Origin of the sequence: Shewanella sp. SP2S2-4, assembly GCF_031932025.1 — a bacterium.
Lineage (GTDB): Bacteria > Pseudomonadota > Gammaproteobacteria > Enterobacterales > Shewanellaceae > Shewanella > Shewanella baltica.
Window position 1 is genome coordinate 129757 of sequence record NZ_JAUOER010000012.1, and the last position, 23905, is coordinate 153661.

Sequence of the window (23905 nt, forward strand, 5' to 3'; positions counted from 1 at the left end):
GCCTTGCAGAGTTAGGACAACACTCAGGATGAAGGATTCGAGCGCTACAGTTTCACAACTTGCCTTGCTGCAACAGAAACTTCATTCGGCCAAACTTGCCCTCGATGAAGTCAATGAAGACAGAAACGCAAAGTTACAGACATTACTGCAATTTATTGGTCACTTAAGCCTCGCCTGTAAAGGGCAAAATCTTGAGCTAGATAATAAACTCGCCAAACTTCGCCATAACTTAAATACGTTTGAGCGAGTCGATGAGGCGTTGCCAGAATTAGTCGATGTCGAGCGCCTGTTAAAAGGCCAATATCACCATGTGATGGTACAACTCGAAGAGAGTCGTGCGGGTTTGTCACAGGTGATCCGTCAAATCCAACGCGTTAACTCTGCACCTGAAAAGCTCAAAAAAGAAGTCAATTACTTCAAACAAGATCTGGCTAAACCTTTCCACACAGTTTGGGAATATATTCCTAAAGTTAAGCAAATCATCGGCTTCTACGAAACCATATTACAGCTACAATTTAACGAATCTGAAAAACTCGATGTCTTGCCAAAACACAGGCAGCTAGCCCATGAGCTGGCGCAGATGATTTCGGAAATCGAGTTTCGTAAAGATCAGCGAGACCAAGTCTTAGTGATCAAAGAAGTGCTCTCTTCTGAGATTGAAGTAGACAGCTTGCTCGAAGCCTACCAAACCATTTTAGCGTTATTACTTGATAACATCGCCCGCGAGAAATCGGCATCCCAAGAATTTTTGTTTGCCCTCAACGATGCCTTAGCCGCAGTGCGTGAAGTGGTCAGTGAATCTTACAACCACAATCAACGCAGTTTTCAACTCAAGACCCAGTTGAATCGTGAGATCAACACCCGCGTCGATAACGCAGGTGAAATCATTATCGATGTGGAAGATATTGTCGATCTTAAAGCCCAATTGACTGAGCAACTTAACTCCATTCGTTCAGCATTGGCCCGTAAAGAAGCCTTAGAGCAAAGAGAACAAGCCTTACTGCGTAAATCAATGGAAACAATGCGCAAAGAGCTTAATGAATTAAGTAACGAGGCCAATACCTACAAAGAGCGATTGTTTGAACAACAAAAACTCAACTTGCTCGATAGCTTAACTCAATTGCCTAACCGTGCCGCGTTAGAAGAGCGCATGGATTTGGAATACCGCAACTATCAACGGCATAAATCTCCACTTTGGGTGGCGGTTGCCGATATTGACCACTTCAAAACCATCAACGACAGCTTTGGCCATAGCACAGGTGATAAAACCTTGCAGGTGATTGCAATGGCATTGAAAAACTCACTACGAGATACCGAATTTGTGGCCCGTTATGGCGGCGAAGAATTTGTCCTGTTATTACCTGATGTCGCACCTGCTGATATCGCTCAACTTTTAAACAGAGTGCGCGAGAAAGTAAAAAATATTCCATTTAAATTTAAAAATCAGAGAATTACAGTTACAGTATCTATAGGGGCTGCGCAAGTTATGGGAAGTGAGCTCATACATGAGACCTTCGAACGCGCCGATGCAGCACTCTATAAAGCAAAACACGAAAGCAGAGACAGGGTTGTGATTGACGTATAATTGAGCCCCACTATACGCCTCCTCTAATCACTCCTGTCATGACGAAGGAGTGATAAATGATAGTAAAAGTCAGCCCTAAAGGCAGCATGGATCAGCTTTCGCAACTTGAAGTTGATCGTCTCAAAAAAAGTGCCAAAAGCACGCTATATCAACTGTACCGCAACTGCTCCTTAGCAGTACTTGCCGCGGGTTTAAAAACCGACAACTCTAAAGCCCTATTCGAGCAATACCATGATTTCGACATCCACGTCCTACAACGGGAACGCGGTGTTAAATTAGAACTGGTCAATCCCCCTGAACAAGCCTTTGTCGATGGCCAAATAATCACCGGCATTCAAGAACATTTGTTCTCAGTCTTACGCGACATCCTTTACATCAGCGACAGATACGACTCGCTCAAACACATTAATCTGACCAACGCCCACCATATCACCAATGTGGTGTTTGATATTTTGCGTAACGCGCGGGCGATTGCCCCCATGAAAGACCCTAATGTGGTCGTCTGTTGGGGCGGGCACAGTATTAATGCTATCGAATACCAGTATACCCGCGAGGTAGGCTATCAACTTGGCCTGAGGGAATTAGACATTTGCACTGGCTGTGGTCCTGGCGCGATGGAAGGCCCGATGAAAGGCGCGGCCATAGGCCATGCCAAACAAAGGATTAAAAATGCCCGTTATATTGGTTTGACTGAGCCAAGTATTATTGCCGCCGAGCCACCGAATCAAATCGTCAATGAACTGGTGATCTTGCCCGATATTGAAAAACGCCTCGAAGCCTTCGTGCGTTTAGGTCACGGCATTATTATCTTCCCAGGTGGTGCTGGCACGGCGGAAGAGCTGCTCTATATCTTAGGTATCTTACTCAACGAAGAAAACCAAGAAACCCCTTTCCCGCTGATCCTCACAGGCCCCACTGAAAGCGCCGATTACTTCATCAAAATTGATGAGTTTATTGCCTCAACCTTGGGCCCTGAAGCTCAGAAAAAGTATCAAATCATCATAGATAATCCCACTGAAGTGGCGCGTATCATGAAGAAAAGCATGGAGCAGGTGAAAGCCTATCGCCGCTCAACGGGTGATGCTTACCAATATCAATGGGCACTGAAGATTGAATCTGAATTCCAGTTACCTTTTGTCCCGAGCCACGAGGTGATGGCAAACTTGGACTTGCACTTCCAAACCAACAAAGCCGAGCTTGCCGCCAACCTGCGCAAAGCGTTTTCGGGTATAGTGGCAGGCAACGTCAAGTCGGAAACAATCAAGCACATAGAGCGCGATGGTCCCTTCCAATTGAAAGGCGATCCTAAACTCATGGATATGATGGATAAGCTCTTGAGTGCATTTGTGCAACAACAGAGAATGAAGCTTCCCGGAAGCGCTTATATTCCTTGCTACCAAATAGTGAAATAGAGAGCGAAACAACGACACCCCATGAACAAGTTTTTAATCATCGATGGTCTCAACTTGGTTCGCCGCATCTATGCGGCGATCCCCGATGAAACAGATATGCAAAGCCTCACAGAGCGCGTCAGTTCGGCGTGCACTAAACTGCTGCGGGTGCATCGCCCTACCCATGTGGCTATCGTGTGGGACGGTGATGAAATCTCATGGCGTAAACAGCTTTATCCCGATTACAAAAAAGGTCGTAAACCTATGCCAGAACCACTGGCGCAGGGTTTAGTTGCGCTGCAAGACCATTTAACCGCAATGCACATTGGCTCTATTTATGCCGCCGCGGAGGCCGATGATGTGATTGCGACACTGGCGATAAAAACCGCTAAAGCGCAAGGTGAAGCCATAATTGTGTCAACCGACAAAGGTTTTAGTCAGCTTAATCATCGCCAAATTAGTCAATGGGATCACTTTAATCAGCAGTATCTTGATATTGCGGCGTTGGAACAAAAGCTTGGTGTTGAGCGCAGCCAATTTCTCGACTTGATGGCATTAGCGGGCGACAGCGGTAATAAAATTCCTGGTATTGCGGGCATAGGCCCTAAGTCGGCCGCCGAGTTATTGAAAACCTTTAGAAGCTTACCGACCTTGTTTTCATCCTTATCCAACCTAGGCGCTAAGCAAGCCAAAAAACTTGCCGAGGGCAAAGAGATGGCGAGGCTGAGTTATAAGCTGGCGCAGTTACAAACGGACCTACCACTCAATATCAACTTGAAAGACTTTCGCGTGATTGACTCCCCACCTGAAAAAACCATCAATCAAGACTAAACTTCTGTTAATACAAAGTTGCAATTAACGCATTTACCTTAGCGCAACAAAAGCGTATTTTATGGACGTGCTCAAGTGACTCATTTAATGAGGTAAAGGAATAACTATAAATGAAATCAAAAGTTTCAGTAATTATCGGTAGTATTTTTGCCGCCTACGTCGCCTTTGTCGCTGTGGTTGTACTGGTTTATGAACCAACGCCAGAAGACATGAATTGGGAGGACCGACAGGCCTATAACAGCCAGAAGATGAACGATTTAACCTTAGGGCAAAATATCGGTTCGGTAAAAGAATTGCTCGGTAAAGCCGACTTTTCAGAGGCAAAAGCCGTCAAAGAAACCAAGTTACAGGTGCTCTTTTATCGCACTCACCATGAGAAATCAGACGGTGTGACGACCAAAGAGGAATGTACCCCGCTTATTTTTGAAAATGATAAGTTGATTGCTTGGGGCCAAGATACCTACAAGCAATACCTCGATGCGGGCACGGACACTGTGCTCACTTCCGCCCACGAGACATTGAGCAGTAAATAAATACGACTGACATCTAAATAAAAACGCCACCTAATCGGTGGCGTTTTTGTTTTCATAATTAACCAACTGAACGTCTTAGTGACAGCATACCTAGGTCACTCAGTGCGATAGCAATAAGCTAAATCAGTCACTTATTCATCATCGGCCTTGTACTCGACATAGGCTTCGCCTTTGCTGAGCCATTCTGGCGCGGGTTTACCCTTCAGATAATGATCGAAATACTGCATCATGCGAATGCTGTAATCGAGCTTATTCGGGTACTTTTTCAAGTGATGCGGCTCATCCTCATATTGTAAGAACACCACATCTTTACCCGCACGGCGCATGGCCAAGTACATTTCAACACCTTGTTCCCATGGCACCGCATCGTCCTTATCACCAAACATGATCATCAAAGGCGTTTGAATTCGGTCAGCGTAGAATACTGGCGAGTTTTCAATGTACTTTTGTGGCGCGGCAAACAAACTCGCGCCAATACGGCTCTGTCCCGTTTCATACTGGAACTGACGCGCAATACCCGTACCATGGCGAATACCACTGTAGGCGCTGGTCATGTTCGATACCGGCGCACCCGCGACCGCCGCCTTAAACATCTTAGTTTGAGTGATGGCAAACGCCGTTTGATAACCACTCCAAGAATGACCTTGCAGACCAATAGCATCGGGATCGGCAATACCCATCTCAATCAGCTTTTGCACACCTGAAGTGAGCGCTTGCACCGAACTCGTACCAGGGTAACCAATTTCAAAACGAATATCAGGCAGGAACACCGCATAGCCATTATTGATATACCAAGCAAAATTAGGCCTGTGGTTAATGTTCATCTGCGGGAAGGCATGCAGTCTATCCGTCATAAAGCGATAGTAATAAACCAGTACAGGAACGCGCTTACCCGCTTGATAATTGGTCGGCTTGATCAGCACCCCATCTAAAGGCTTACCATCGCCATTCGTCCAGTGAACTAACTCAGATTGGCTCCAGTTATAGGCTTGACGCTGCTTATCTAAATCCGTTTGCTTAACTGCATTTTGCGGTGCGCTATAGTTAGCCGTATACAAGTCAGGGAATAAATCGAAACGCTCCTTAGAAAACACAATGGTATCAGCGTCTTTGCTGCGGCCTAACACAGTCAATTTATACTCGCCTTGCATCAGCGTCTTCACGCCCGCTGCGCCTAGCGTCGCTTGGTAGAAGCCATCACCCTTAGTTTTATCGCTATAACCGTGGAGTAACACAGTGGCGTTATAGGCAAGTTCAGTCGGCTCATCGGGATTATCGACTAAGCCCTCGAGACGATATTGGATTTTCTGGGTGCGCCCTTTGCCTGCGGTTAGCGCAAAACCTGCCTTAGACTCAGTATTAAACTGCCAGACATCGTATTTATCGTAAACTAAGAACCCTGCGTCATCTTTAAGCCAAGGACCAAAACCGTATCCCGGCGCGCTCGAAGGATAATCATGGTCTTCATCAGCAAAGCTGACCTTCAGGGATTTTGTGAGATTAGTACGACGAGCCTCAGCAATATCATAAAGATACACATTACCTTGCTGATAATAAGCCACATACTTGCCGTTACCCGACAAACTTGGCTCGGCATCGCTCGGCTGCTGAGTCAAAAAAGGCACCTTACTGCCAGTGTTAATGTCGACCAGATAATAGTCTTGATAGAAGCCAGCCCACGTCGCCATCTTGCGATAAGGCAAATCTGAACTCGCCAACATAAAGCGCTTATGCTGTGAAATCGTCACATCTGGCACGGTTTTATCGCCAAGCTGCACCACGTTATTTGAGCCTAAATGCAATACCGCAAGGTAAGTGCGTTTTTGCTCATCCTCATATTGCTTGATTTCGTGAGGTTTAATCCGTGGGTCGTCACCATGCCACACCTTAAGCCCACGCTGTCCAGTAACAATATCGGCATCGAACAGGTCTTTTTCTTCGGTGATTTTCTGCAAACTAAGCTGCTGGCTCACCTCTGGCACGCGGCCGAAGAACAGCCGTTCGCTGTCCAATGAGAAGCTTAAACTTGTGTAGCGATTAAGTTTCCACTCAGGTGACTCAGGAGTTTTGCTGATTTTACCCGATTGCAAATCGACCAACGATAACTGATAGCTGCGACCATAGGGTAACTCGCTATCTTTGCCCTGCGTAAACGCTAGCCAACGACTATTTTTAGCCAGCGCTAACGCACCAACCTGTTGGCTAGGCGAGTCAAAAACGACGGTTTTTTGGTGGGTACGTAAATCCACTAACTGCAATTGATGCTGTTTATTGGCGATATCATTCACCGCTAACGCAAGTCGGCGGCTCGCCTTATCAAACACATAACCTGTCACTTGCTCAACATCGATGCGCTGGGTTTGACCGTCTAAACTAAGCAAAGTAAAACGGCGGCCTTGGTCAAACTTATCAACCTTTGGCTTATCGGCTTTCGCTAGGGTTTGTGTGCCGGCTTCAGCGAGTTTTTCGATGGTTTTAGGCTCAGCATCTTTTTTAGACTCTTCATCGGCCTCAAACCACATTGCCAAATGCTTACCGTCATCACTGAACACGAATTCCTTCACGCGCTCAAAGCGGGTTTGAGTGCCCGTTTGGGTATCGAGTAATACCATGTCGGACTTGAGTTTTTTCTTCGCCTTGGCATCACTCGTTTCACGCGTGAGCAAACTCGGTTTAACCACCACAGCCACAAAGCGACCATCGTGACTCACTAAAGGATCTGACCCACCTGCAATTTGATAACTTTGCTGCGACAGCACATTTTTCACAATGACGTGACTATCCCCGCGATCGGGCGCAGACTCGACCGCGATGACTTGGCCCTTATCTGCGATAACCGGCTTTTCAAGGGACTCAAAGTGCATGATGTCTGTGAGGGTGAGCGGTTTAGTGCTGGTTTCAGCCTGCACTGCAGGCAATATTCCAAGGGATAACAGCACCAGAGATGTGATAGGGATTAACTTCAATGTCTTCCTCTTTTATATATTTATTAGACTAAAGTAGACTTTTTTAACCATTGGCTCTCCATCATGGTGATAACCCAGTATTTTTACAAGTTATACCACATAAAAAATCGTGATATTGCTCACTATTTCCTGTGAAGTTTGACCAAAGATGGTTAAAATAATAGACAGAAAAAATACCAAATTCATAGTCCTGCTACCCAGTTAACGCTGGGGGCAGACAATTGCAGTAACGACGAACCGTGGAAGGACTTCTCCATGTCAAAAAGAACGATAACCGTAATTCCAGGTGATGGAATTGGCCCAAGTATTATTGATTCAGCCTTAAAAATTCTCGATAAAGCGGGCTGTGATTTTGAATATGAATTTGCCGATGCCGGCCTGACTGCACTCGAAAAGCAAGGCGAGTTACTGCCACCGCGCACCTTAGAATTAATCGAAAAAAACCGTATCACACTGAAAGGTCCGCTGACGACGCCAGTAGGTGAAGGCTTTACCTCTATCAACGTGACCTTACGTAAAAAATTCGGCCTGTACGCTAACGTACGCCCAGTGATTTCGTTCAAAGGCACTCAAGCTCGTTACGAAAATATCGATATCATCACAGTACGTGAAAACACTGAAGGCATGTATTCTGGCTATGGCCAAAAAGTGTCTGAAGATGGTTTGACAGCAGAAGCCACCAGTATCGTGACTCGCCAAGGTGCCGAGCAAATCGCCACTTTCGCCTACGAACTGGCTCGCAAAGAAAACCGTAAAAAAGTCACTATCGTGCACAAAGCCAACATCATGAAGTCAACATCAGGCCTGTTCCTGAAAGTGGCCCGTGAAGTGAGCCTACGTTACCCAGACATCAAGACAGAAGAAATGATCGTCGATGCAACGTGCATGAAGTTAGTGATGAACCCAGAAAACTTCGATGTGATCGTGACGACCAACCTGTTCGGTGACATTTTATCGGATCTGTGTGCAGGTTTAGTCGGTGGTTTAGGTATGGCACCAGGCGCAAACATTGGCCGTGATGCAGCGATTTTCGAAGCCGTTCACGGTAGTGCACCGGATATCGCTGGTAAAAACCTCGCGAACCCAACCTCAGTAATTTTAGCCTCTATCCAGATGCTGGAATATTTAGGTATGGCTGACAAAGCTGAGCAAATCCGTAAAGCGGTATCTGCAGTGATCGAAGAAGGCGACCGTACCACTCGCGATTTAGGCGGCACCCACGGCACGACTGACTTTACTCAAGCTGTTCTTGAGCGTCTGTGATCTCAATGCTGAGCGCGTTTAAGACGAGTCTATAACGCGCTTGTTCAAGCTTAAGCTTCATAAGAAGTAAGCGCTTGAAACTCAAATGAGTAAACACGAAAAAGCCCCGAAGTTTCCTTTGGGGCTTTTTGTTATCTGGCTTTTAAATCTGCATGGCTTTAAAACTGCGTATCTTTTAAATCTGCGTGACGATTACCGTATTAGCGTACCTAAGTAACGTACGCGAGTAACGACGGTAATATCACTGCAGAGTTATCGCAGGAATTAATTCCACGCGGTATTAGGACGCAGCCATAAATGCACTGTCACTTCATCACGGTCGTGATAAAGATGCTTACACTGCACTTTAAAATCGGTCACGCCGTTCTCTTTAAGAATGGTCTGCATGGTCTCAAGAATGGCAGTGACTTCTTTATAGCGGCTCTTCATCGGTAATTTAAGGTTGAAAATCGCTTCCTTAAACCAACCGTTAATCGCCCAAGCTTCAATCAGTTCGGCAACACGCGCTGGTTTCTCAACCATGTCGCACACTAGCCAATAGATATTTTTGCGCTGTGGCTCGAAACGGAAACCGTCTTCACGGTAATGCTTCACTTGGCCCGTTTCCATGAGTTTCTCATCCATAGGACCATTATCGACAGCCGACACAAACATGCCACGACGCACCAGTTGATAAGTCCAGCCACCAGGGCAAGCGCCCAAATCCACTGAATTCATGCCACTGCGAATACGCTCTTCTTGCTCTTCCTTAGGCACGAATTGGCCAAAGGCTTCATCGAGTTTCAGGCTAGAACGACTCGGAGCATCCGCCGCCATTTTCAGACGTGGAATACCCATAAAGTGTGGCGAGCTGTTATTGCTGTAGGAATAACCCACATAGGCACGGCCGGGTCCGATAAAACACACGTGGATAATCGGACGTTTTGGATTTTCCTGCGCGAGCAAACTGCCAGATTTTTTCAAATGCTGGCGTAAAGGCACTGTGAACTTACGGCAAAAAGCCGATAGCTCTTTCGCTTCGTTAGTATCTGGCGTTTCAACCCGCACTTCACCCGCTTTGCTGACGTCACTGAGTGCCGCCACGATTGGGCTTATTCTGTCATTTTCAGGCAAGTCGACTAATAAGTCGCTGGCAGCAAACATCTGACGAGCGAAAATGAGCGAATCTAAAGGCAGTTGTTTGACTAAGGTATCTGCGGCGTCATCTTCAAAACATTGGTACACGACATAGGCGTCGTTATTGTTGGCCTTAACAAAGCCACCCACATTGAGCTCACCGGCTCGCTGTTGGATTTCTGCAGCGCATTCTTTTTCAAAGCCTGCGCGGCAAAATAAAAATAGGTTTTTCATGGGGATCCCTGAGAAATCCAAGCCAAAGCATTGGCTGACTATCGATTTGGGCGTCAGTATACCAATTTCAATCCACAAATGCCCTATTTGCCTACTGCGGAACCTTGAATTGCGATTGGAGAAATAAAAAAGGCTTAGGTGCGCCCTAAGCCTGTTAACTCACACTTAACGTTCGAGATTAAGACTCGTGACCGTCAATCACTTTATGGCGCCATACCGCGGCAGCAAATAATAACCAGCCGAGTAAGAAACACCCACCGCCCATTGGCGTGACAGGGCCAAGCCACTTAGTGCCGAACAATGCCAGTCCGTATAATGAGCCAGAAAATAGCACTATGCCTGCAATAAACAAATACGCCGACCAGTCCAATAAACGTGAGGTTAACCATTGGCCCGAAAAGGCAACCATGATTAAGGCGAAGGTATGGTAGAAATGGTATTGCACCCCAAGATTAAACACGTCAATCAAATCCGGTGGTGCGACTGCTTTTAAACCATGGGCACCAAAAGCCCCTAAGGCGACGGCTAAGAATCCGCTCACGGCGGCGAGTAACAATAGACCTTTACGCATTTAACTCTCCTGCTGGAATGGGCTTAACTCATTCAACATTCATTCGCTCAACATTAAGCTAACCAATAAAATCGCTTGATAAATCAATGGCACGTGCAAGGTTAGCCGCTTCAGTGGTGCCTGACGACTTTCTTGGGACAAAACTATGATCGCCGTCGGTTATCCAAGCCAATTCTATCTCAGCTTTCAAAGGCCAATTTGGGATCTGCTCTTTGCAACCGAACTTATCCCGCTCGCCCTGTACGACTAATACTGGGACTTGGCATTCATTCAAAGGTTCCAATCTGGGCTCGCCACCTTTGAGTGGTACGAAGGGATAACCTAAACAAATGACTCTATCGATGCGCGCCGCTAATGCGGGATCGCAGGCTAATAACGCTGCCATACGTCCGCCCATGGATTTGCCCATCAGTACGACACGCTCGACCTTAGGTTGTGAATGAGCGATATCGAGCATCTGTGTAAAACACGCGAGCAATTTAGGCGCGCGGTCCGGTGGACGCCGTTTACCATCGACGGCATTGGCCTGCATATAGGGAAAATTAAAGCGCATCACTTGGCAGCCCTTAGCCACAAGCCCCGCCGACATGGACTGCATAAACTCAGAGTCCATGTTAGCGCCCGCGCCGTGGGCCAATAAAACCACAGTGCTCGCAGGCTCACCCTCTAATACAAAACTTGGCTTATCCGGGCAACAACTCACTACGCGACTCCTCAGCAAACATATCTAACATCCATTCGCGAAACGCGACGACCTTACCAAGTTCAGCGTGATTCTGCTGGCAAACCAAGTAGTAAGCATCTTTACTGACCAAGACTTCTTGGAATGGGCATACGAGACGACCGGCTTTTATGTCGGGACGCGCCAGTACGCTGTAACCTAAAGCCACGCCTTGACCATGGGCTGCCGCCTGCAATACCAAGGACGAATGACTGAAAATGGGGCCTTGGTTCACATTAATATCGTTAATCCCACATTGTCTAAACCACGCCTGCCAATCGTGACGATTCATATCATGTAATAGCGTGTGATATTTTAAATCGCTCGGTTTTGACAACGGCTTAGGACCGTTGAGCAACATGGGCGAACACACAGGAATGAGCACTTCGTTTCTGAGCTTATCGGCGCGCAGACCAGGCCAATTGCCTAGACCATAATAAATAGCCACATCCACATCATCGGTTAATGAGCTGGCTTCGGTATCGACAGCTTTAATACGCACATCGATATCGGGATTTTTCTCACTGAACTTTGCCAAACGCGGCACTAACCATTGAATTGCAAAACTGGGCGACATACTGACCGTCAGTGAACCAATCGCACTGCGGGCGAGTAATCGGTCGGTAGCATCGGCGAGTTGAATAAAGATGTCTTTGATGTCGAGGAAGTAGCTCTGCCCTTCTTCAGTTAAAAGCAAAGAACGGTTCTTTCGACGAAATAATTTTAATCCGAGGAAATCTTCTAATGCCTTTATTTGATGGCTCACCGCAGCCTGCGTAACAAACAATTCTTCTGCTGCGCGCGTAAAGCTCAAATGCCGCGCGGCTGCCTCAAATGCTTTAACCGCATTAAGCGGTGGTAATCGTCTGGACATAGTGATCTCAGTCTCGTTTTTTAATTAGTTTTTCTAATCCGTATTGTTACATTTAATCGTTTGTAAAGGCCAGTGATTTTGGTTAAATTTTGCGCCATTGAAACAGCGGTATCCACGAAACACTTATATCTATGAAACACCCTAGTTGGACAATCTCAAAGTTGGTGATGGGAATGTCTGACAGCGTTAATTTGTCAGCCCGGAGGCGACTATGTTTAATTTAAAATCAGCGTTTGCGTTAGCGATAATTTCAGCACTCAGCTTAAATGCCAGTGCTAATGTACTCGTTGACGAAATCGTCATCGATACTAGCGACTTACAAGCCAGTATCACTGCAGACTTAACTGCTGCAATGAATAAAATGCACCAAGAAGTGCTGCAAGAAGCCACGCTATTGATTGCCGCAGATGATGTCGCATCAAATCAGCAAGTCGTTAAGCCTAACAGCTTATAAGACAACACCAATTTAGGTTTTCACCGCGAAGACCAAAAGAAAAAGCCGCATTGATATGCGGCTTTTTTGTATTCAAGATCTATGGGCTCTTCCCACTGACAAGACATGTCAGTGGGCAAGTTTACATGGATTTATGGGCGATACACTTTGACGTTAGTGTAGCCTTGCTCGATTAAATACAATGCCTGCAATTTACTCATCACCCCACGCTCACAATACAGCAAATAAGTCTTTTGCTTATCGAGATCGGCAAATTGAGTCGCTAACTTGAAGAATGGGATACGTTTAATCTCAATGCCTTCAATTTGCAACGGTTTGCTTTCCTCTTCTTCAGGGGCGCGAATATCAATGACCACTTGGTTGGTATCAATACTGGCGACCGTTTCAGTCTCAGTAATCCGAGTATCCATTTGTTCTGCGATCTCCCTGATATCAATAGTGACAGACTGGGCGATGATTTGATCGATCAAATCTTCAGAGAACTTCTTCTCTTCCGCTTCTACTTTAGCTAATACCGCTTTAACCGTCGGCTTTTGCGAAATCACGCCGCAATATTCAGGCATAGACTTGGCAAAATCTTCGGTGCCGATTTTACGGCTCTCGTTGATAATATCTTGTTTATCCATGGCAATCAGCGGACGTAAAATCAGCAGCTCAGTACAGCGGTCAATCACGTTTAAGTTGGTCAGCGTTTGGCTAGAGACTTGGCCTAAACTTTCACCGGTCACCAAGGCTTGAATGCCCATACGGTCGGCAATACGCGCCGCGGTGCGCATCATCATACGCTTGAGCACAACGCCCATTTGGCCATTATCGATACGCTCTAAAATCTCAGCAACCACAGGCTCAAAAGGCACAGAGATAAACTTCACCTTGTGGGATTCGCCGTAGGTTTTCCACAAATGGTAAGCCACTTGTTTAACACCAATTTCGTGCTGTGCGCCGCCCAGATTAAAGAAGCAGTAATGGGTACGCGCGCCCTTTTTGATAAATTGATAGCTAGACACACCAGAGTCAAAACCACCTGAAATCAAGGACAACACATCTTCCTGTGTCGCCATCGGGAAACCACCTAAGCCTTCAATACGCTTAGTGACCATGTAAAGATTATCGCGTTCAATTTCAAGGTTAACGGTAATATCGGGATTCTTTAAACGCACACCTAAAGCATCGGTAAACTGATTTAAGCCGCCGCCGACGTAACGCTCAACTTCGATAGAATTAAAATCGTGATCGCCAGTGCGCTTCACTCGCACACAAAAGGTTTTACCCGCGAGTTGGTCACGGTAAACAGGCAAGACTTGCTGATAAATATCGTCCACAGATTCAAAGCTGTACTCATCCACTTGCACTACGTGTGCAATGCCAGGAATACACGCCAGACGCTCACCGAAGGCTTGGGCCAACTCAGGCTTATCCTTTGGTACCATCACCATAATGCGGTCCCACTGACGTTGAACTTTAGCGTCTTCGTCGACTTTTTTGAGCACATTACGTATGTTGGTTTCGAGCATTTTGGTGAAGCGCATCCTTACGGGTTTGCTCTTCATCATGATTTCTGGGTACAGCTTTACAATAAACTTCATGGGATTTCCGCGGGCAATTTTAAAACAGCAAAATTGGTTAAAAGAATAATCGGGGGATTATATACCCAAGCGACCTAAAAATGCGAATTTCAGCGCGCATCGCAAACAGCCACACAAGCCACATTTATGGCGGATTAATGGCGTATTAGTAATTAAGTCACGGCGGGATTTTTAAGCGAATTCGGTCGGGATAATGTCAGTGAAGCCTATTCGCTCAGTTTGAATTGCCCTGCTTAAAATGAGTGGTTTGAAATGAATTATTTGAGATAAGTCGTTGAGGTAAGCTTGAAGGAAGCTTAGGGATTACTCACTCTCTGCGATTGGCGTAAAGCCCAAATGGATTCAAAGCAACCACAGCGCTTTGATGCACAAAGCGTTAGCAAAAAATGAAAAGTCCACCTTAACCCAATAAAAAAGCCGCAACAGGATTGCGGCTTTAGATCCAGTGAGTACCAAGCTACCTAAGGCGAATTACCAACCTGAATTTCATCAGATTCCTTCGCTTTACCTTGCTCAATGGCAATTTCCACCCTGCGGTTACGGGCACGATTCTCCGGTGAATCATTTGGCACTATCGGATTGTTAGACGCCATGCCAACCACTTTCATCCTTTTAGAATCAAAGCCTTTAACTTGTACTAACTCGTGGGCCACAGCCACAGCACGTTTACTGGATAAATCCCAGTTAGAGCTATAAAGCTCATCGCTGATTTGCATATCATCCGTGTAACCCGATACCGTAATAATCCCTGGCACATCTTTTAGCAGTTCGCCAACAGAGCGCACCACAGGTTTAAATCGAGGCTGAAGGAAGCCAGAACCAGAGGCAAATGCGCCCTTCTCACGGATACGGATAATAATCTGCTGACCTAAGGACTCAATTTCTATCGCACCATCGGTGATTTCTTTATTGAGTTCCTGCGCCATCTTCTTCACTTCTTGATTGATCTTATCCTGCGCCGCTGCCGCTTCGGCCTTAACCGCATCAGCCACTTCCTGCGCTGTTGCAGTGGCTTCGCCGCCACGCTGGGAACCACTTTGCTGCTGCACGCCGCCCGCACTGTCGTCTTCACCCGCTTGGTAATCCAATACAGGTTCCGTCATTTCATTGGTTTGTTGGTTGATTATTTCAATCGGGGTGGGATCGGGACGTCCTGGTCTAAATTCTAAGGCAATCACTGACGTCCCCTTCGGGATATCTTTGACTTCCACCTTATTTTGCACACCAAAGGCATACTTCATTGAGCCCGCGATCTGCTTAAACTTCATTACGTCCATTTCGGAAAATGACAATAACAACACGAAGAAACACATCAACAGCGACATCAAGTCAGCAAAGGTCGCCAACCACATCGGTGCTCCGGCCGGTGGACAGTTGCACTTAGCCTTAGCCATGGGCTACTCTCCGTCCGTTGTATCTATTTTGCGATTTTTCTCAGCCAGATAATTTTTCAAGAAGCCTTCAATCACCCGAGGGTTTTGTCCGTCTTGAATCGCCAATACCGCATCCATAATCAAGTTACGGTTCAGCATTTCTTCACCCATCCTAAGCGTTAACTTATCCGCGATAGGAAGACAAACCATGTTGGCGACCATAGCGCCGTATAAGGTGGTTAACAAGGCCACCGCCATTGAAGGGCCGATGGATTTAGGATCTGACATGTTTGACAGCATGGCCACAAGACCCACCAGCGTACCTATCATGCCCATTGCAGGACCTACGTCACCGAAGGCTCTAAAAATGCCGATCCCAGTACGATGGCGCTCTTCGGTCAGGGCGATATCCTTCTCTAAGGCAGCGCGCACCACTTCACCATCGTGACCATCAACGAGCATGTCGACGGCTTTTTGCATAAAGCTGTTGGTAATTTGCGCTTCTTCTAAAGCTAAAAAACCGCCTTTACGGGCGGCATCAGCCATAGTCACGGACTGTTCAATCAAATCTTCTGGCTTATCAATCTTAAAAATAAACGCTTTAGCGGCGATTTTTACCGCACTAAAAAACTGTTTAAGATTGAACTTCATCATCACTACGAAGAAGGACCCACCGAAAACAATAAGAATCGAAGGTACATCAACGAAAATCATTAAACCGCCGCTGGTGGCCATTGCCCCTAAGATGAAACCAAAGGCACCCACAATTCCAATTACTGTTGCTAAATCCACAACGGCTCCTCACTTTTCGTAATAAACGACATAATACTCACCCTAGGTAAGCAATAACACTCAGCAGTTCCACTGAGTAAGATAATCCCAACGACACACATGCGAGCCTTGTCTATCAAGTTAAAAATTACCATACAAATGATGATACTATTGTCAGTTATCGGACACACACTAAGCAAGTTTAGCGACAATTTATATTTTCTGAAAAAATTTCAGTAACAAAGCGTGCTATTGAGCAAATATCTTTAGTCTGAATTTGACCCTAAAGCCGCCCTGATATACCTTGTGTCCGCTAAATCAAAGGAAGCATAAACGTGGCGAAGAAACCCGAAAATCTCAGTTTTGAAGAATCCCTTGGCGAACTCGAGCGCATTGTTGCCGATCTAGAACAAGGCGATATCTCCCTCGATGACGCGTTAAAACAATTTGAACGTGGCATCAATCTGGTTCGAAATAGCCAAGCAAAACTCGAACAAGCCCAACAAAAAGTGGCCATTTTACTGAAACAAGATGAAAATGCGCCCCTATCCACCTATGCCGTTGAGGGCGAATAAGCGTGTTAGTCAGTGCCATTCAAGAATTTCAACAACGGGTTGATAATCAATTAAAACAGCGTTTTAGTACGCTTGAAGATACCGCTCCCCAATTAAAAGCTGCCATGACTTACGGCGCCTTATTGGGTGGCAAACGCATTCGACCTTTCCTTGTATACAGTGTCGGACGCATGTTTGGGGTCGAGCTCGAAAAATTAGATGCTTGCGCCGCAGCCATTGAATGTATCCATGCTTATTCATTGATCCACGACGATTTACCCGCCATGGATGATGATGAGCTGCGCCGTGGTCAGCCCACAGTGCATATCGCGTTTGATGAAGCGACCGCCATTTTAGCTGGGGATGCACTGCAGACCTTAGCCTTTGAAATTGTCACCGAAGCGGTAGCTGGGATCAGCAGCGAGCAACATATCGCTATGGTCAGAGTATTGGCAAAAGCCTCAGGTTATCGTGGCATGTGTGGCGGCCAAGCGATAGACTTAGCCTCAACAGATAAACATATTGATCTTAAAGCATTAACTCAGTTACATAATATGAAAACGGGCGCCCTTATCAGCTGCGCTGTTGAGTTAGCGTTAATCGCCGCGAACGCGCCAAAAGATCAGTATGCTGCTATGATGGATTTTGCCCGTGCGGTCGGACTCGCCTTCCAAGTACAAGACGATATCCTTGACATAGTAGCCACCACCGAAGAACTCGGTAAGCCGCAAGGCTCTGATACTGAATCGAATAAGAGTACGTTTCCACAACTACTTGGACTACAAGGTGCACAAGACACCGCCAAACAACTGATCCAAGAGGCACTATCAGCGCTGGCTAAATTGCCATACAATAGCCAGTTAATTGCAGACTTCGCCCGCTATATCATTGAGCGAAGAATATAATAAGAGTCGAAGTATCTCGCTATGAGTTTGGACATTTCTCAGTTTCCCGTGTTGGCGCAGGCCAACACCCCTAATGAACTCCGCCAGCTTCCTCAGGCACTTTTACCACAAGTAGCCGACGAACTGCGCGAGTTCCTTCTTAAGTCTGTTGGCATATCCAGCGGACATTTTGCCTCTGGGCTCGGCACAGTGGAACTCACTGTTGCGCTGCACTATGTCTACAACACCCCTTTTGATCGGCTGATTTGGGATGTGGGCCATCAGGCTTATCCCCATAAAATTCTTACGGGTCGCCGTGACAAGATGCACACCATTAGACAAAAAGATGGTTTGCATCCTTTCCCATGGCGTGAAGAAAGTGAATACGATACTTTCAGCGTTGGGCATTCAGGCACGTCTATCAGCGCCGCGCTGGCGATGGCGATTGCCGCTGAAAAAGAGCAAGCGGGTCGTAAAGTCGTTGCCGTGATCGGCGATGGCGCCATGACAGGCGGCATGGTATTTGAAGCCATGAACCACGCTGGCGACTTGCACAATGACATGCTCGTGGTATTGAACGACAACGAAATGTCGATCTCTGAAAATGTCGGCGCCCTCAATAACCATTTAGCACAACTGATGTCAGGCCGTTTTTACACTACGCTGCGCGAAGGCGGCAAGAAAGTGTTGAAAGGCATGCCCGTCATCAAAGAAATGGCCAAGCGCACTGAGGAACACCTCAAAGGCATGGTCGTTCCTGGCACCCTGTTTGAAGAGTTAGGTTTCAACTATATCGGTCCTATCGACGGCCACGATGTTGATGCTCTGGTCGAGACCATGCGTAATATGCGCAATCTTAAAGGTCCACAGGTGCTGCACATCATGACGAAGAAAGGTCGTGGTTATGAACCTGCTGAAAAAGATCCTATCGGTTGGCATGCGGTGCCTAAGTTTGACCCGTCGCTGTTTAAAAAGCCGGCCACCAAACCCGGTTTACCGACCTTTTCTCAAGTCTTTGGTAAATGGTTATGCGACATTGCCGAGCAAGATGAGAAAGTGTTAGCGATTACGCCTGCGATGCGCGAAGGTTCGGGCATGGTGGAGTTTTCCCAGCGTTTTCCTAAACAATATTTCGATGCGGCGATTGCCGAGCAGCATGCTGTCACCCTATCAGCAGGTTTTGCCTGTGAAGGCTTCAAGCCTGTAGTGGCAATTTACTCGACCTTCCTGCAACGCGCCTACGATCAGCTTATTCATGATGTAGCGCTGCAACAATTACCGGTATTGTTTGCTATTGACCGTGGCGGTATTGTCGGTGCCGATGGTCCAACTCACCAAGGTGCATTCGATTTAAGCTTTATGCGTTGCATCCCCAACATGGTGATCATGGCGCCGTCGGACGAAAATGAATGTCGTCAAATGCTCTACACTGGCTATTGCTATGATGCAGGCCCAAGTGCAGTGCGTTATCCAAGGGGCTGTGCCACGGGAGCGACGCAAGTCGAAGCGATGACGGCATTACCGATTGGTAAAGGCGTGATCAAACGTGTGGGTAAGCGCATTGCCATACTCAACTTTGGCACCTTGTTAGCCTCAGCATTAACCGCAGCCGAAAGCTTAGATGCAACGGTTGTTGATATGCGCTTTGTGAAACCACTTGATGTTGATTTGGTCAAAGAGATGGCGCAAACCCACGAAGTGCTCGTCACAGTGGAAGAAAACGCCATTATGGGTGGCGCTGGTGCTGGCGTGCTTGAGCAGCTTCAAAAGCTGCGAATGCCTAAAGCCGTGCTTCAAATTGGTTTGCCAGATGAATTCATCAAACATGGCTCGCCAGAGGAAGTCACCCATGATTTGCAACTGGATGCCGAAGGTATACTGGCGCAAATCAATGCTTATCTAGCACAATAAATGGCTCAATAGTTGGCGGAATAGGTAGAACTAGCTTATCTCGGTAAGGTGCTCAGTCCTACCAATATAGATTCCGCCAATATTTTGCACATATTCCGCCCATAAAAAAAAGGACTGCAATTGCAGTCCTTTTTTGTTGCTGTCTGTTATAACAGCGGCTGATCCAATAAAACTTAAGCTTCGATATCTATCGTTGCGCTTTCTTGGTTAGGGCCACCCTGTGACACCATTACCATAGCAGGGCGCAGCAAGCGACTGTTCAGCTCATAACCCTTTTGCATCACCAACATCACAGTGTTCGCAGGGAACTCAGCGCTTGGCTGCATGCCAATCGCTTGATGTTGATCTGGGTTAAATGACTGACCTTGTGGATCAATTTGCTTAACACCAAATTTAGCCACCGCAGTGAGTAAGCTTTTTTGAGTTAACTCAACCCCTTGATAAATCGCTTTCGTCGCTTCATCTTCTGGGTTAGTCCCCATCAATGCGCGCTCCATGTTATCAAGTACTGGCAAAAGTTCATTGGCGAACTTTTCCAAGGCAAACTTGTTCGCCTTTTCCACATCCATTGCGGCACGACGACGAATATTATCGACTTCGGCTGCGGCGCGGATGACTGAATCCTTCTGCTCTTCAACTTTCGCCAAAGCTTCAGCGAGTAACTGTTCCAGCTCTTCAATACGGAAATTGGCCTGGGTAAGCTCATCGATCAGACTTGCTTCTGCGGTAGATACTTCAGACTCTACACCCTCTTGGATCAGATCCTGTTCTGCTTTAATCGATTCGTTGCTCATTTTCACTCCAGCTAAAAATGCTTTGTTTCTGAAATACTCTGGGCATATTATGGGGATCAATTTTGACGTTTCAAGGCCTAAGGCCAGATCTAGCATAAATATGACCACAAAGTTTCATACTATCGGCCTTATCGGCAAACCTCATCACCAAGGGACCAACCAAACCTTAAAACGTCTGCATCATTGGCTGACAATGCAAGGCTTTGAAGTCTTAGTGGAAGAGCGTGTTGCTGCCGAGTTAGGGCCCAATATCGAGGCGGTCGATTTACTAGAAATTGGCGCGCGCTGCGACTTAGCCATAGTCGTCGGTGGTGACGGTAATATGCTTGGCGCAGCTAGGGTATTAGCCCGCTTCGATTTAGGCGTGATTGGCGTTAACCGCGGCAATTTAGGCTTCTTAACCGACCTGCCGCCCGATGCCTTTGAAGAAGCGCTCGCCAAGGTACTCGACGGTGAGTTCGATACCGAGCACAGATTCTTACTCGAAGCCGAAGTCTATCGCCACGGTATGCTCAAGGCGAGCAATACCGCCGTCAACGAAGCCGTACTCCATCCGGGTAAAATTGCCCACATGATTGAGTTTGAGGTCTATATTGACGATCAGTTCATGTACAGCCAGCGTGCCGACGGCATGATAGTGTCAACGCCAACCGGTTCGACGGCTTATGCCCTCTCCGCTGGCGGCGCTATCCTGACGCCTAATTTACAGGCCCTGATTTTAGTGCCTATGTTCCCGCACACTTTGTCGTGTCGCCCGATTGTCGTCGATGCCTGCAGCACGATAAAAATGGTTGTGTCACCCGAAAATGGCGAGAACCTCGAAGTCAGCTGTGATGGCCATGTGCATTTAGCCGTGTTACCGGGCGATGAAATCATAGTGCGCCGCAGCTCTGAACGTTTACGTTTAATTCATCCTAAAGGTCACAATTATTTCCACGTGCTGCGAACAAAATTAGGCTGGGGCAGCAAGTTGTTTTAAGCCTGCGCATATTTGTCCTATTTCCCATAATGGGTCCTATTTCTATAACTTACCCAATTACCCTATTAAAGAGACGTATTCCGTCTCTTTTTTATTTTGTAAATATTCCCATAAAAATGGCGGCTAAAGACGAGAAGCTCTTTTTGAGTTCGTAGAAAGAGAAGTATCCCGCTGTTCAAAAAACTGAAAGTGACTTAAATAACGGTTATTTAATTTCAAATTAAAGTAATTTTAATTAAGTGACTTACATCACAATAAAATTTCGATTTTAAAAAGCGTGATCTGCATCACTATTGAAAAACACCTATCAATCATAAATTTAATCAATATAAACAATCACTTGACAAACTTCAGTGCAATTTCACTAATTCTACGGCGTCGCCTTACGTGATCTTAATCACACCTTGAAAATGTCTTAAAAAATCATTAAGAGTCTATTAATGAAATAAATGGATCAGTTAATTGCAATAATGACGATAAATATGAGTGATAGCTCTACTTTTAATAACCAGAAAAACAACAAACTCAATTTTATATAACCAAAGTAGATATACATCCAAGAGTCTAAGTGATCATTGTCACATATAAGAAAATCCCCTGAGAGAAGCACCCCGCAGCACTGTAAATTAGCATTTCATATAGCAGCCAAGATGATCTAGATCATATTAGTCAAGCCCACAATAGCGTCTAGTACACAACACAGAATGTCGAGACCATAACTCGTTGCAGTATTAACTGCTGATTTATCGGTCTGGGAAGTCGACATGAAGGCAGATGAAAAATTCTAATATCAATAATAAGACAGACCACTTTATGAAGAGGCAAGCATGACAATACTTCAACTCCTCGCCAGCTTGACGCCTGTGCTCAGTGTAATGCTATTTCTAGTATTACTCAGAATGCCCGCATCAAAGGCTATGCCCATTTCCATGCTAGTCACTGCGCTCGCCGCTGTGTTTATTTGGCAAATGGATACCACATTACTGGCGGCATCGGTCCTCGAGGGACTGCTATCAGCCATCACTCCATTAACCATCATCTTCGGCGCGGTATTCCTGCTTAATACCCTGAAATACTCAGGTGCGATGGATACCATCCGTGCGGGCTTTACTAACATCAGTGCCGATGCCCGTGTGCAGGTCATTATCATTTGTTGGTTGTTTGGCGCCTTTATCGAAGGTAGTGCCGGTTTTGGTACACCCGCCGCGATTGGTGCGCCACTGCTTGTACTGCTGGGCGTACCACCGGTTGCCGCTGCGGTTGTTGCTTTGATTGCCGACTCAGCCTGCGTATCATTTGGAGCGATTGGCTTACCTGTGCTCTTTGGGATGGAACAGGGTCTGATCCAAGGTGGCGTAAGCATGGCTGCGGAGCAATTTGCGGCACATGGCGGTAACTATGCTGGTTACGCGCAATATATCGTCATGCATATGATCACTATCGACTTAATCACAGGTTCATTAATCCCGCTGGTCATGGTGACTATGCTGACCGGATTCTTTGGTCGCAATAAATCCTTTAAGGAAGGCTTAGCGATTTGGAAATTTGCGATTTTTGCAGGTCTTGCGTTTACTGTCCCCGCATGGATCATCAACTACCTCGCAGGCCCTGAATTCCCAGCGGTTATCGGTGCATTAATCGGTATGGCACTGGTGATCCCTGTTGCGCGCAAAGGTTATTTGCTTCCTAAAACCTCTTGGAATGATTTTGCCGAAAATGACAGTCAAGAGGGAGTCAAGGTTGAAGCCACAGCCAAATTCTCACAAATAGCCGCTTGGACGCCCTATATCATCATGGCTGCGCTGTTGGTGTTATCTCGTACAGTTATGCCGCTTAAAGCCTGGTTATCAAGCTTCAATATCAGCTGGACAGGTTTAATGGGCACCGAACTTAAGGCCAGCTTCGCGACGCTATACGCCCCAGGCGCCTTCTTCGTCGCCGTGTGTATTCTCGGTTTCTTCCTGTTCAAAATGAAAAGCCCTGCGATTAAGCAAACGGTCGGTGTGTCATGTAAGTCCATGTTACCCACCATTATTTCATTAGGTGCTTCGGTGCCTATGGTGAAAATCTTCTTAAACTCAGGTGCTAATGGTGCAGGTCTTGCCTCTATGCCAGTTGCCCTAGCCGATATGCTTGGCCAGTCAATGGGGGCGGTATGGGCATGGGTGGCGCCTATAGTAGGGATTTTTGGTGCCTTCTTATCGGGTTCAGCCACTTTCTCGAACATGATGTTCTCCAGTCTGCAATACAGTGTGGCTGACAATGTTGGCATGAACCACACATTGGTTTTGGCACTACAAGGTATAGGTGCGAACGCCGGTAACATGATGTGCGTAATGAACGTGGTAGCCGCTGCCACTGTGGTGGGTATGGCGGGTAGAGAATCAGAAATTATCCGTAAGACTATGCCGGTTGCCATCGGTTATGCCCTATTGGCAGGAACTATTGCAACCCTATGGGGTGGTTTCTAATTCATTGATTTAATTGAGCAGTCGAAGTCACTACCTATGACTT

20 protein-coding genes are annotated in these 23905 nt (G+C 46.5%); 11 read left to right on the forward strand and 9 right to left on the reverse strand.

The window, feature by feature from the left end; genetic code table 11:
* Positions 1–28: 28 nt before the first annotated feature.
* The 4 genes from Q4Q54_RS11875 (at position 29) to Q4Q54_RS11890 (ending at position 4340) form a co-directional block, all read left to right on the forward strand.
* Complete coding sequence (locus tag Q4Q54_RS11875) at positions 29–1585, forward strand: GGDEF domain-containing protein (protein ID WP_107404121.1); 1557 nt, start codon at positions 29–31, stop codon at positions 1583–1585.
* 56 nt (positions 1586–1641) lie between these two features.
* Positions 1642–2997, forward strand: a complete 1356-nt coding sequence (gene ppnN / locus Q4Q54_RS11880; RefSeq protein ID WP_006080898.1) for a nucleotide 5'-monophosphate nucleosidase PpnN — start codon at positions 1642–1644, stop codon at positions 2995–2997.
* A 21-nt stretch (positions 2998–3018) separates the two neighbouring features.
* Positions 3019–3807: a flap endonuclease Xni gene (gene xni, locus Q4Q54_RS11885; protein WP_071939126.1), complete on the forward strand. Its 789-nt coding sequence runs from the start codon at positions 3019–3021 to the stop codon at positions 3805–3807.
* Between the two features lie 110 nt (positions 3808–3917).
* Positions 3918–4340 (forward strand): DUF3192 domain-containing protein, encoded by a 423-nt coding sequence (locus tag Q4Q54_RS11890; RefSeq protein WP_259563953.1) that lies wholly within the window; start codon positions 3918–3920, stop codon positions 4338–4340.
* Between the two features lie 131 nt (positions 4341–4471).
* On the opposite strand, the gene Q4Q54_RS11895 is transcribed toward Q4Q54_RS11890, so the two are convergent.
* Positions 4472–7306: a prolyl oligopeptidase family serine peptidase gene (locus tag Q4Q54_RS11895; protein WP_311988531.1), complete on the reverse strand. Its 2835-nt coding sequence runs from the start codon at positions 7304–7306 to the stop codon at positions 4472–4474.
* A 255-nt stretch (positions 7307–7561) separates the two neighbouring features.
* On the opposite strand from Q4Q54_RS11895, the gene Q4Q54_RS11900 reads away from it, so the two are divergent.
* Positions 7562–8569 carry an isocitrate dehydrogenase gene (locus Q4Q54_RS11900; RefSeq protein ID WP_006080893.1) on the forward strand — a complete coding sequence of 336 codons (1008 nt, stop codon included), beginning with the start codon at positions 7562–7564 and terminating at the stop codon, positions 8567–8569.
* Positions 8570–8833: 264 nt separating this feature from the next.
* Here the strand turns inward: Q4Q54_RS11900 and rlmM are convergent, their stop codons facing one another.
* The 4 genes from rlmM to Q4Q54_RS11920 all read right to left on the reverse strand — a co-directional run bounded on the left by rlmM (position 8834) and on the right by Q4Q54_RS11920 (position 12085).
* Positions 8834–9919: a 23S rRNA (cytidine(2498)-2'-O)-methyltransferase RlmM gene (rlmM, locus tag Q4Q54_RS11905; protein ID WP_011846285.1), complete on the reverse strand. Its 1086-nt coding sequence runs from the start codon at positions 9917–9919 to the stop codon at positions 8834–8836.
* A 178-nt stretch (positions 9920–10097) separates the two neighbouring features.
* Positions 10098–10490 (reverse strand): DUF423 domain-containing protein, encoded by a 393-nt coding sequence (locus Q4Q54_RS11910; protein WP_006080891.1) that lies wholly within the window; start codon positions 10488–10490, stop codon positions 10098–10100.
* A 58-nt stretch (positions 10491–10548) separates the two neighbouring features.
* Positions 10549–11193 carry an alpha/beta family hydrolase gene (locus Q4Q54_RS11915; protein WP_311988532.1) on the reverse strand — a complete coding sequence of 215 codons (645 nt, stop codon included), beginning with the start codon at positions 11191–11193 and terminating at the stop codon, positions 10549–10551.
* Positions 11174–12085, reverse strand: a complete 912-nt coding sequence (locus Q4Q54_RS11920) for a transcriptional regulator GcvA (RefSeq protein WP_006080889.1) — start codon at positions 12083–12085, stop codon at positions 11174–11176. Before Q4Q54_RS11920 ends, Q4Q54_RS11915 begins: the two co-directional genes overlap by 20 nt.
* 211 nt (positions 12086–12296) lie before the next feature.
* Here Q4Q54_RS11920 and Q4Q54_RS11925 point away from each other — a divergent pair, with 211 nt between their 5' ends.
* Positions 12297–12539 (forward strand): hypothetical protein, encoded by a 243-nt coding sequence (locus Q4Q54_RS11925; RefSeq protein WP_006080888.1) that lies wholly within the window; start codon positions 12297–12299, stop codon positions 12537–12539.
* Positions 12540–12670: 131 nt separating this feature from the next.
* On the opposite strand, the gene thiI is transcribed toward Q4Q54_RS11925, so the two are convergent.
* The 3 genes from thiI to pomA all read right to left on the reverse strand — a co-directional run bounded on the left by thiI (position 12671) and on the right by pomA (position 16290).
* Positions 12671–14125 carry a tRNA uracil 4-sulfurtransferase ThiI gene (gene thiI, locus Q4Q54_RS11930; protein WP_006080887.1) on the reverse strand — a complete coding sequence of 485 codons (1455 nt, stop codon included), beginning with the start codon at positions 14123–14125 and terminating at the stop codon, positions 12671–12673.
* Between the two features lie 461 nt (positions 14126–14586).
* Positions 14587–15519, reverse strand: coding sequence for a flagellar motor protein MotB (locus Q4Q54_RS11935; RefSeq protein ID WP_006080886.1), 933 nt, complete (start codon positions 15517–15519; stop codon positions 14587–14589).
* A 3-nt stretch (positions 15520–15522) separates the two neighbouring features.
* Entirely contained in the window at positions 15523–16290 is a 768-nt protein-coding gene (gene pomA, locus Q4Q54_RS11940; protein ID WP_006085155.1) for a flagellar motor protein PomA, read from the reverse strand.
* Positions 16291–16604: 314 nt separating this feature from the next.
* Between pomA and xseB the strand changes: the two genes are divergently transcribed.
* The 3 genes from xseB to dxs are packed head-to-tail and all read left to right on the forward strand — an operon-like array spanning position 16605 to position 19618.
* A complete protein-coding gene (gene xseB / locus Q4Q54_RS11945) occupies positions 16605–16844 on the forward strand; it encodes an exodeoxyribonuclease VII small subunit (RefSeq protein ID WP_311988533.1) in 240 nt (79 codons plus the stop codon).
* A 2-nt stretch (positions 16845–16846) separates the two neighbouring features.
* Positions 16847–17728, forward strand: a complete 882-nt coding sequence (ispA, locus tag Q4Q54_RS11950) for a (2E,6E)-farnesyl diphosphate synthase (protein WP_311988534.1) — start codon at positions 16847–16849, stop codon at positions 17726–17728.
* Between the two features lie 21 nt (positions 17729–17749).
* A complete protein-coding gene (gene dxs, locus Q4Q54_RS11955; RefSeq protein WP_006080882.1) occupies positions 17750–19618 on the forward strand; it encodes a 1-deoxy-D-xylulose-5-phosphate synthase in 1869 nt (622 codons plus the stop codon).
* A gap of 173 nt (positions 19619–19791) precedes the next feature.
* Here the strand turns inward: dxs and grpE are convergent, their stop codons facing one another.
* Positions 19792–20412: a nucleotide exchange factor GrpE gene (gene grpE / locus Q4Q54_RS11960; RefSeq protein ID WP_028760692.1), complete on the reverse strand. Its 621-nt coding sequence runs from the start codon at positions 20410–20412 to the stop codon at positions 19792–19794.
* Between the two features lie 100 nt (positions 20413–20512).
* Here grpE and nadK point away from each other — a divergent pair, with 100 nt between their 5' ends.
* On the forward strand, positions 20513–21391 hold the full coding sequence (gene nadK / locus Q4Q54_RS11965; RefSeq protein WP_311988535.1) for an NAD(+) kinase: 879 nt from the start codon (positions 20513–20515) through the stop codon (positions 21389–21391).
* Between the two features lie 827 nt (positions 21392–22218).
* Complete coding sequence (locus Q4Q54_RS11970) at positions 22219–23862, forward strand: L-lactate permease (RefSeq protein WP_311988536.1); 1644 nt, start codon at positions 22219–22221, stop codon at positions 23860–23862.
* Positions 23863–23905 lie beyond the last annotated feature (43 nt).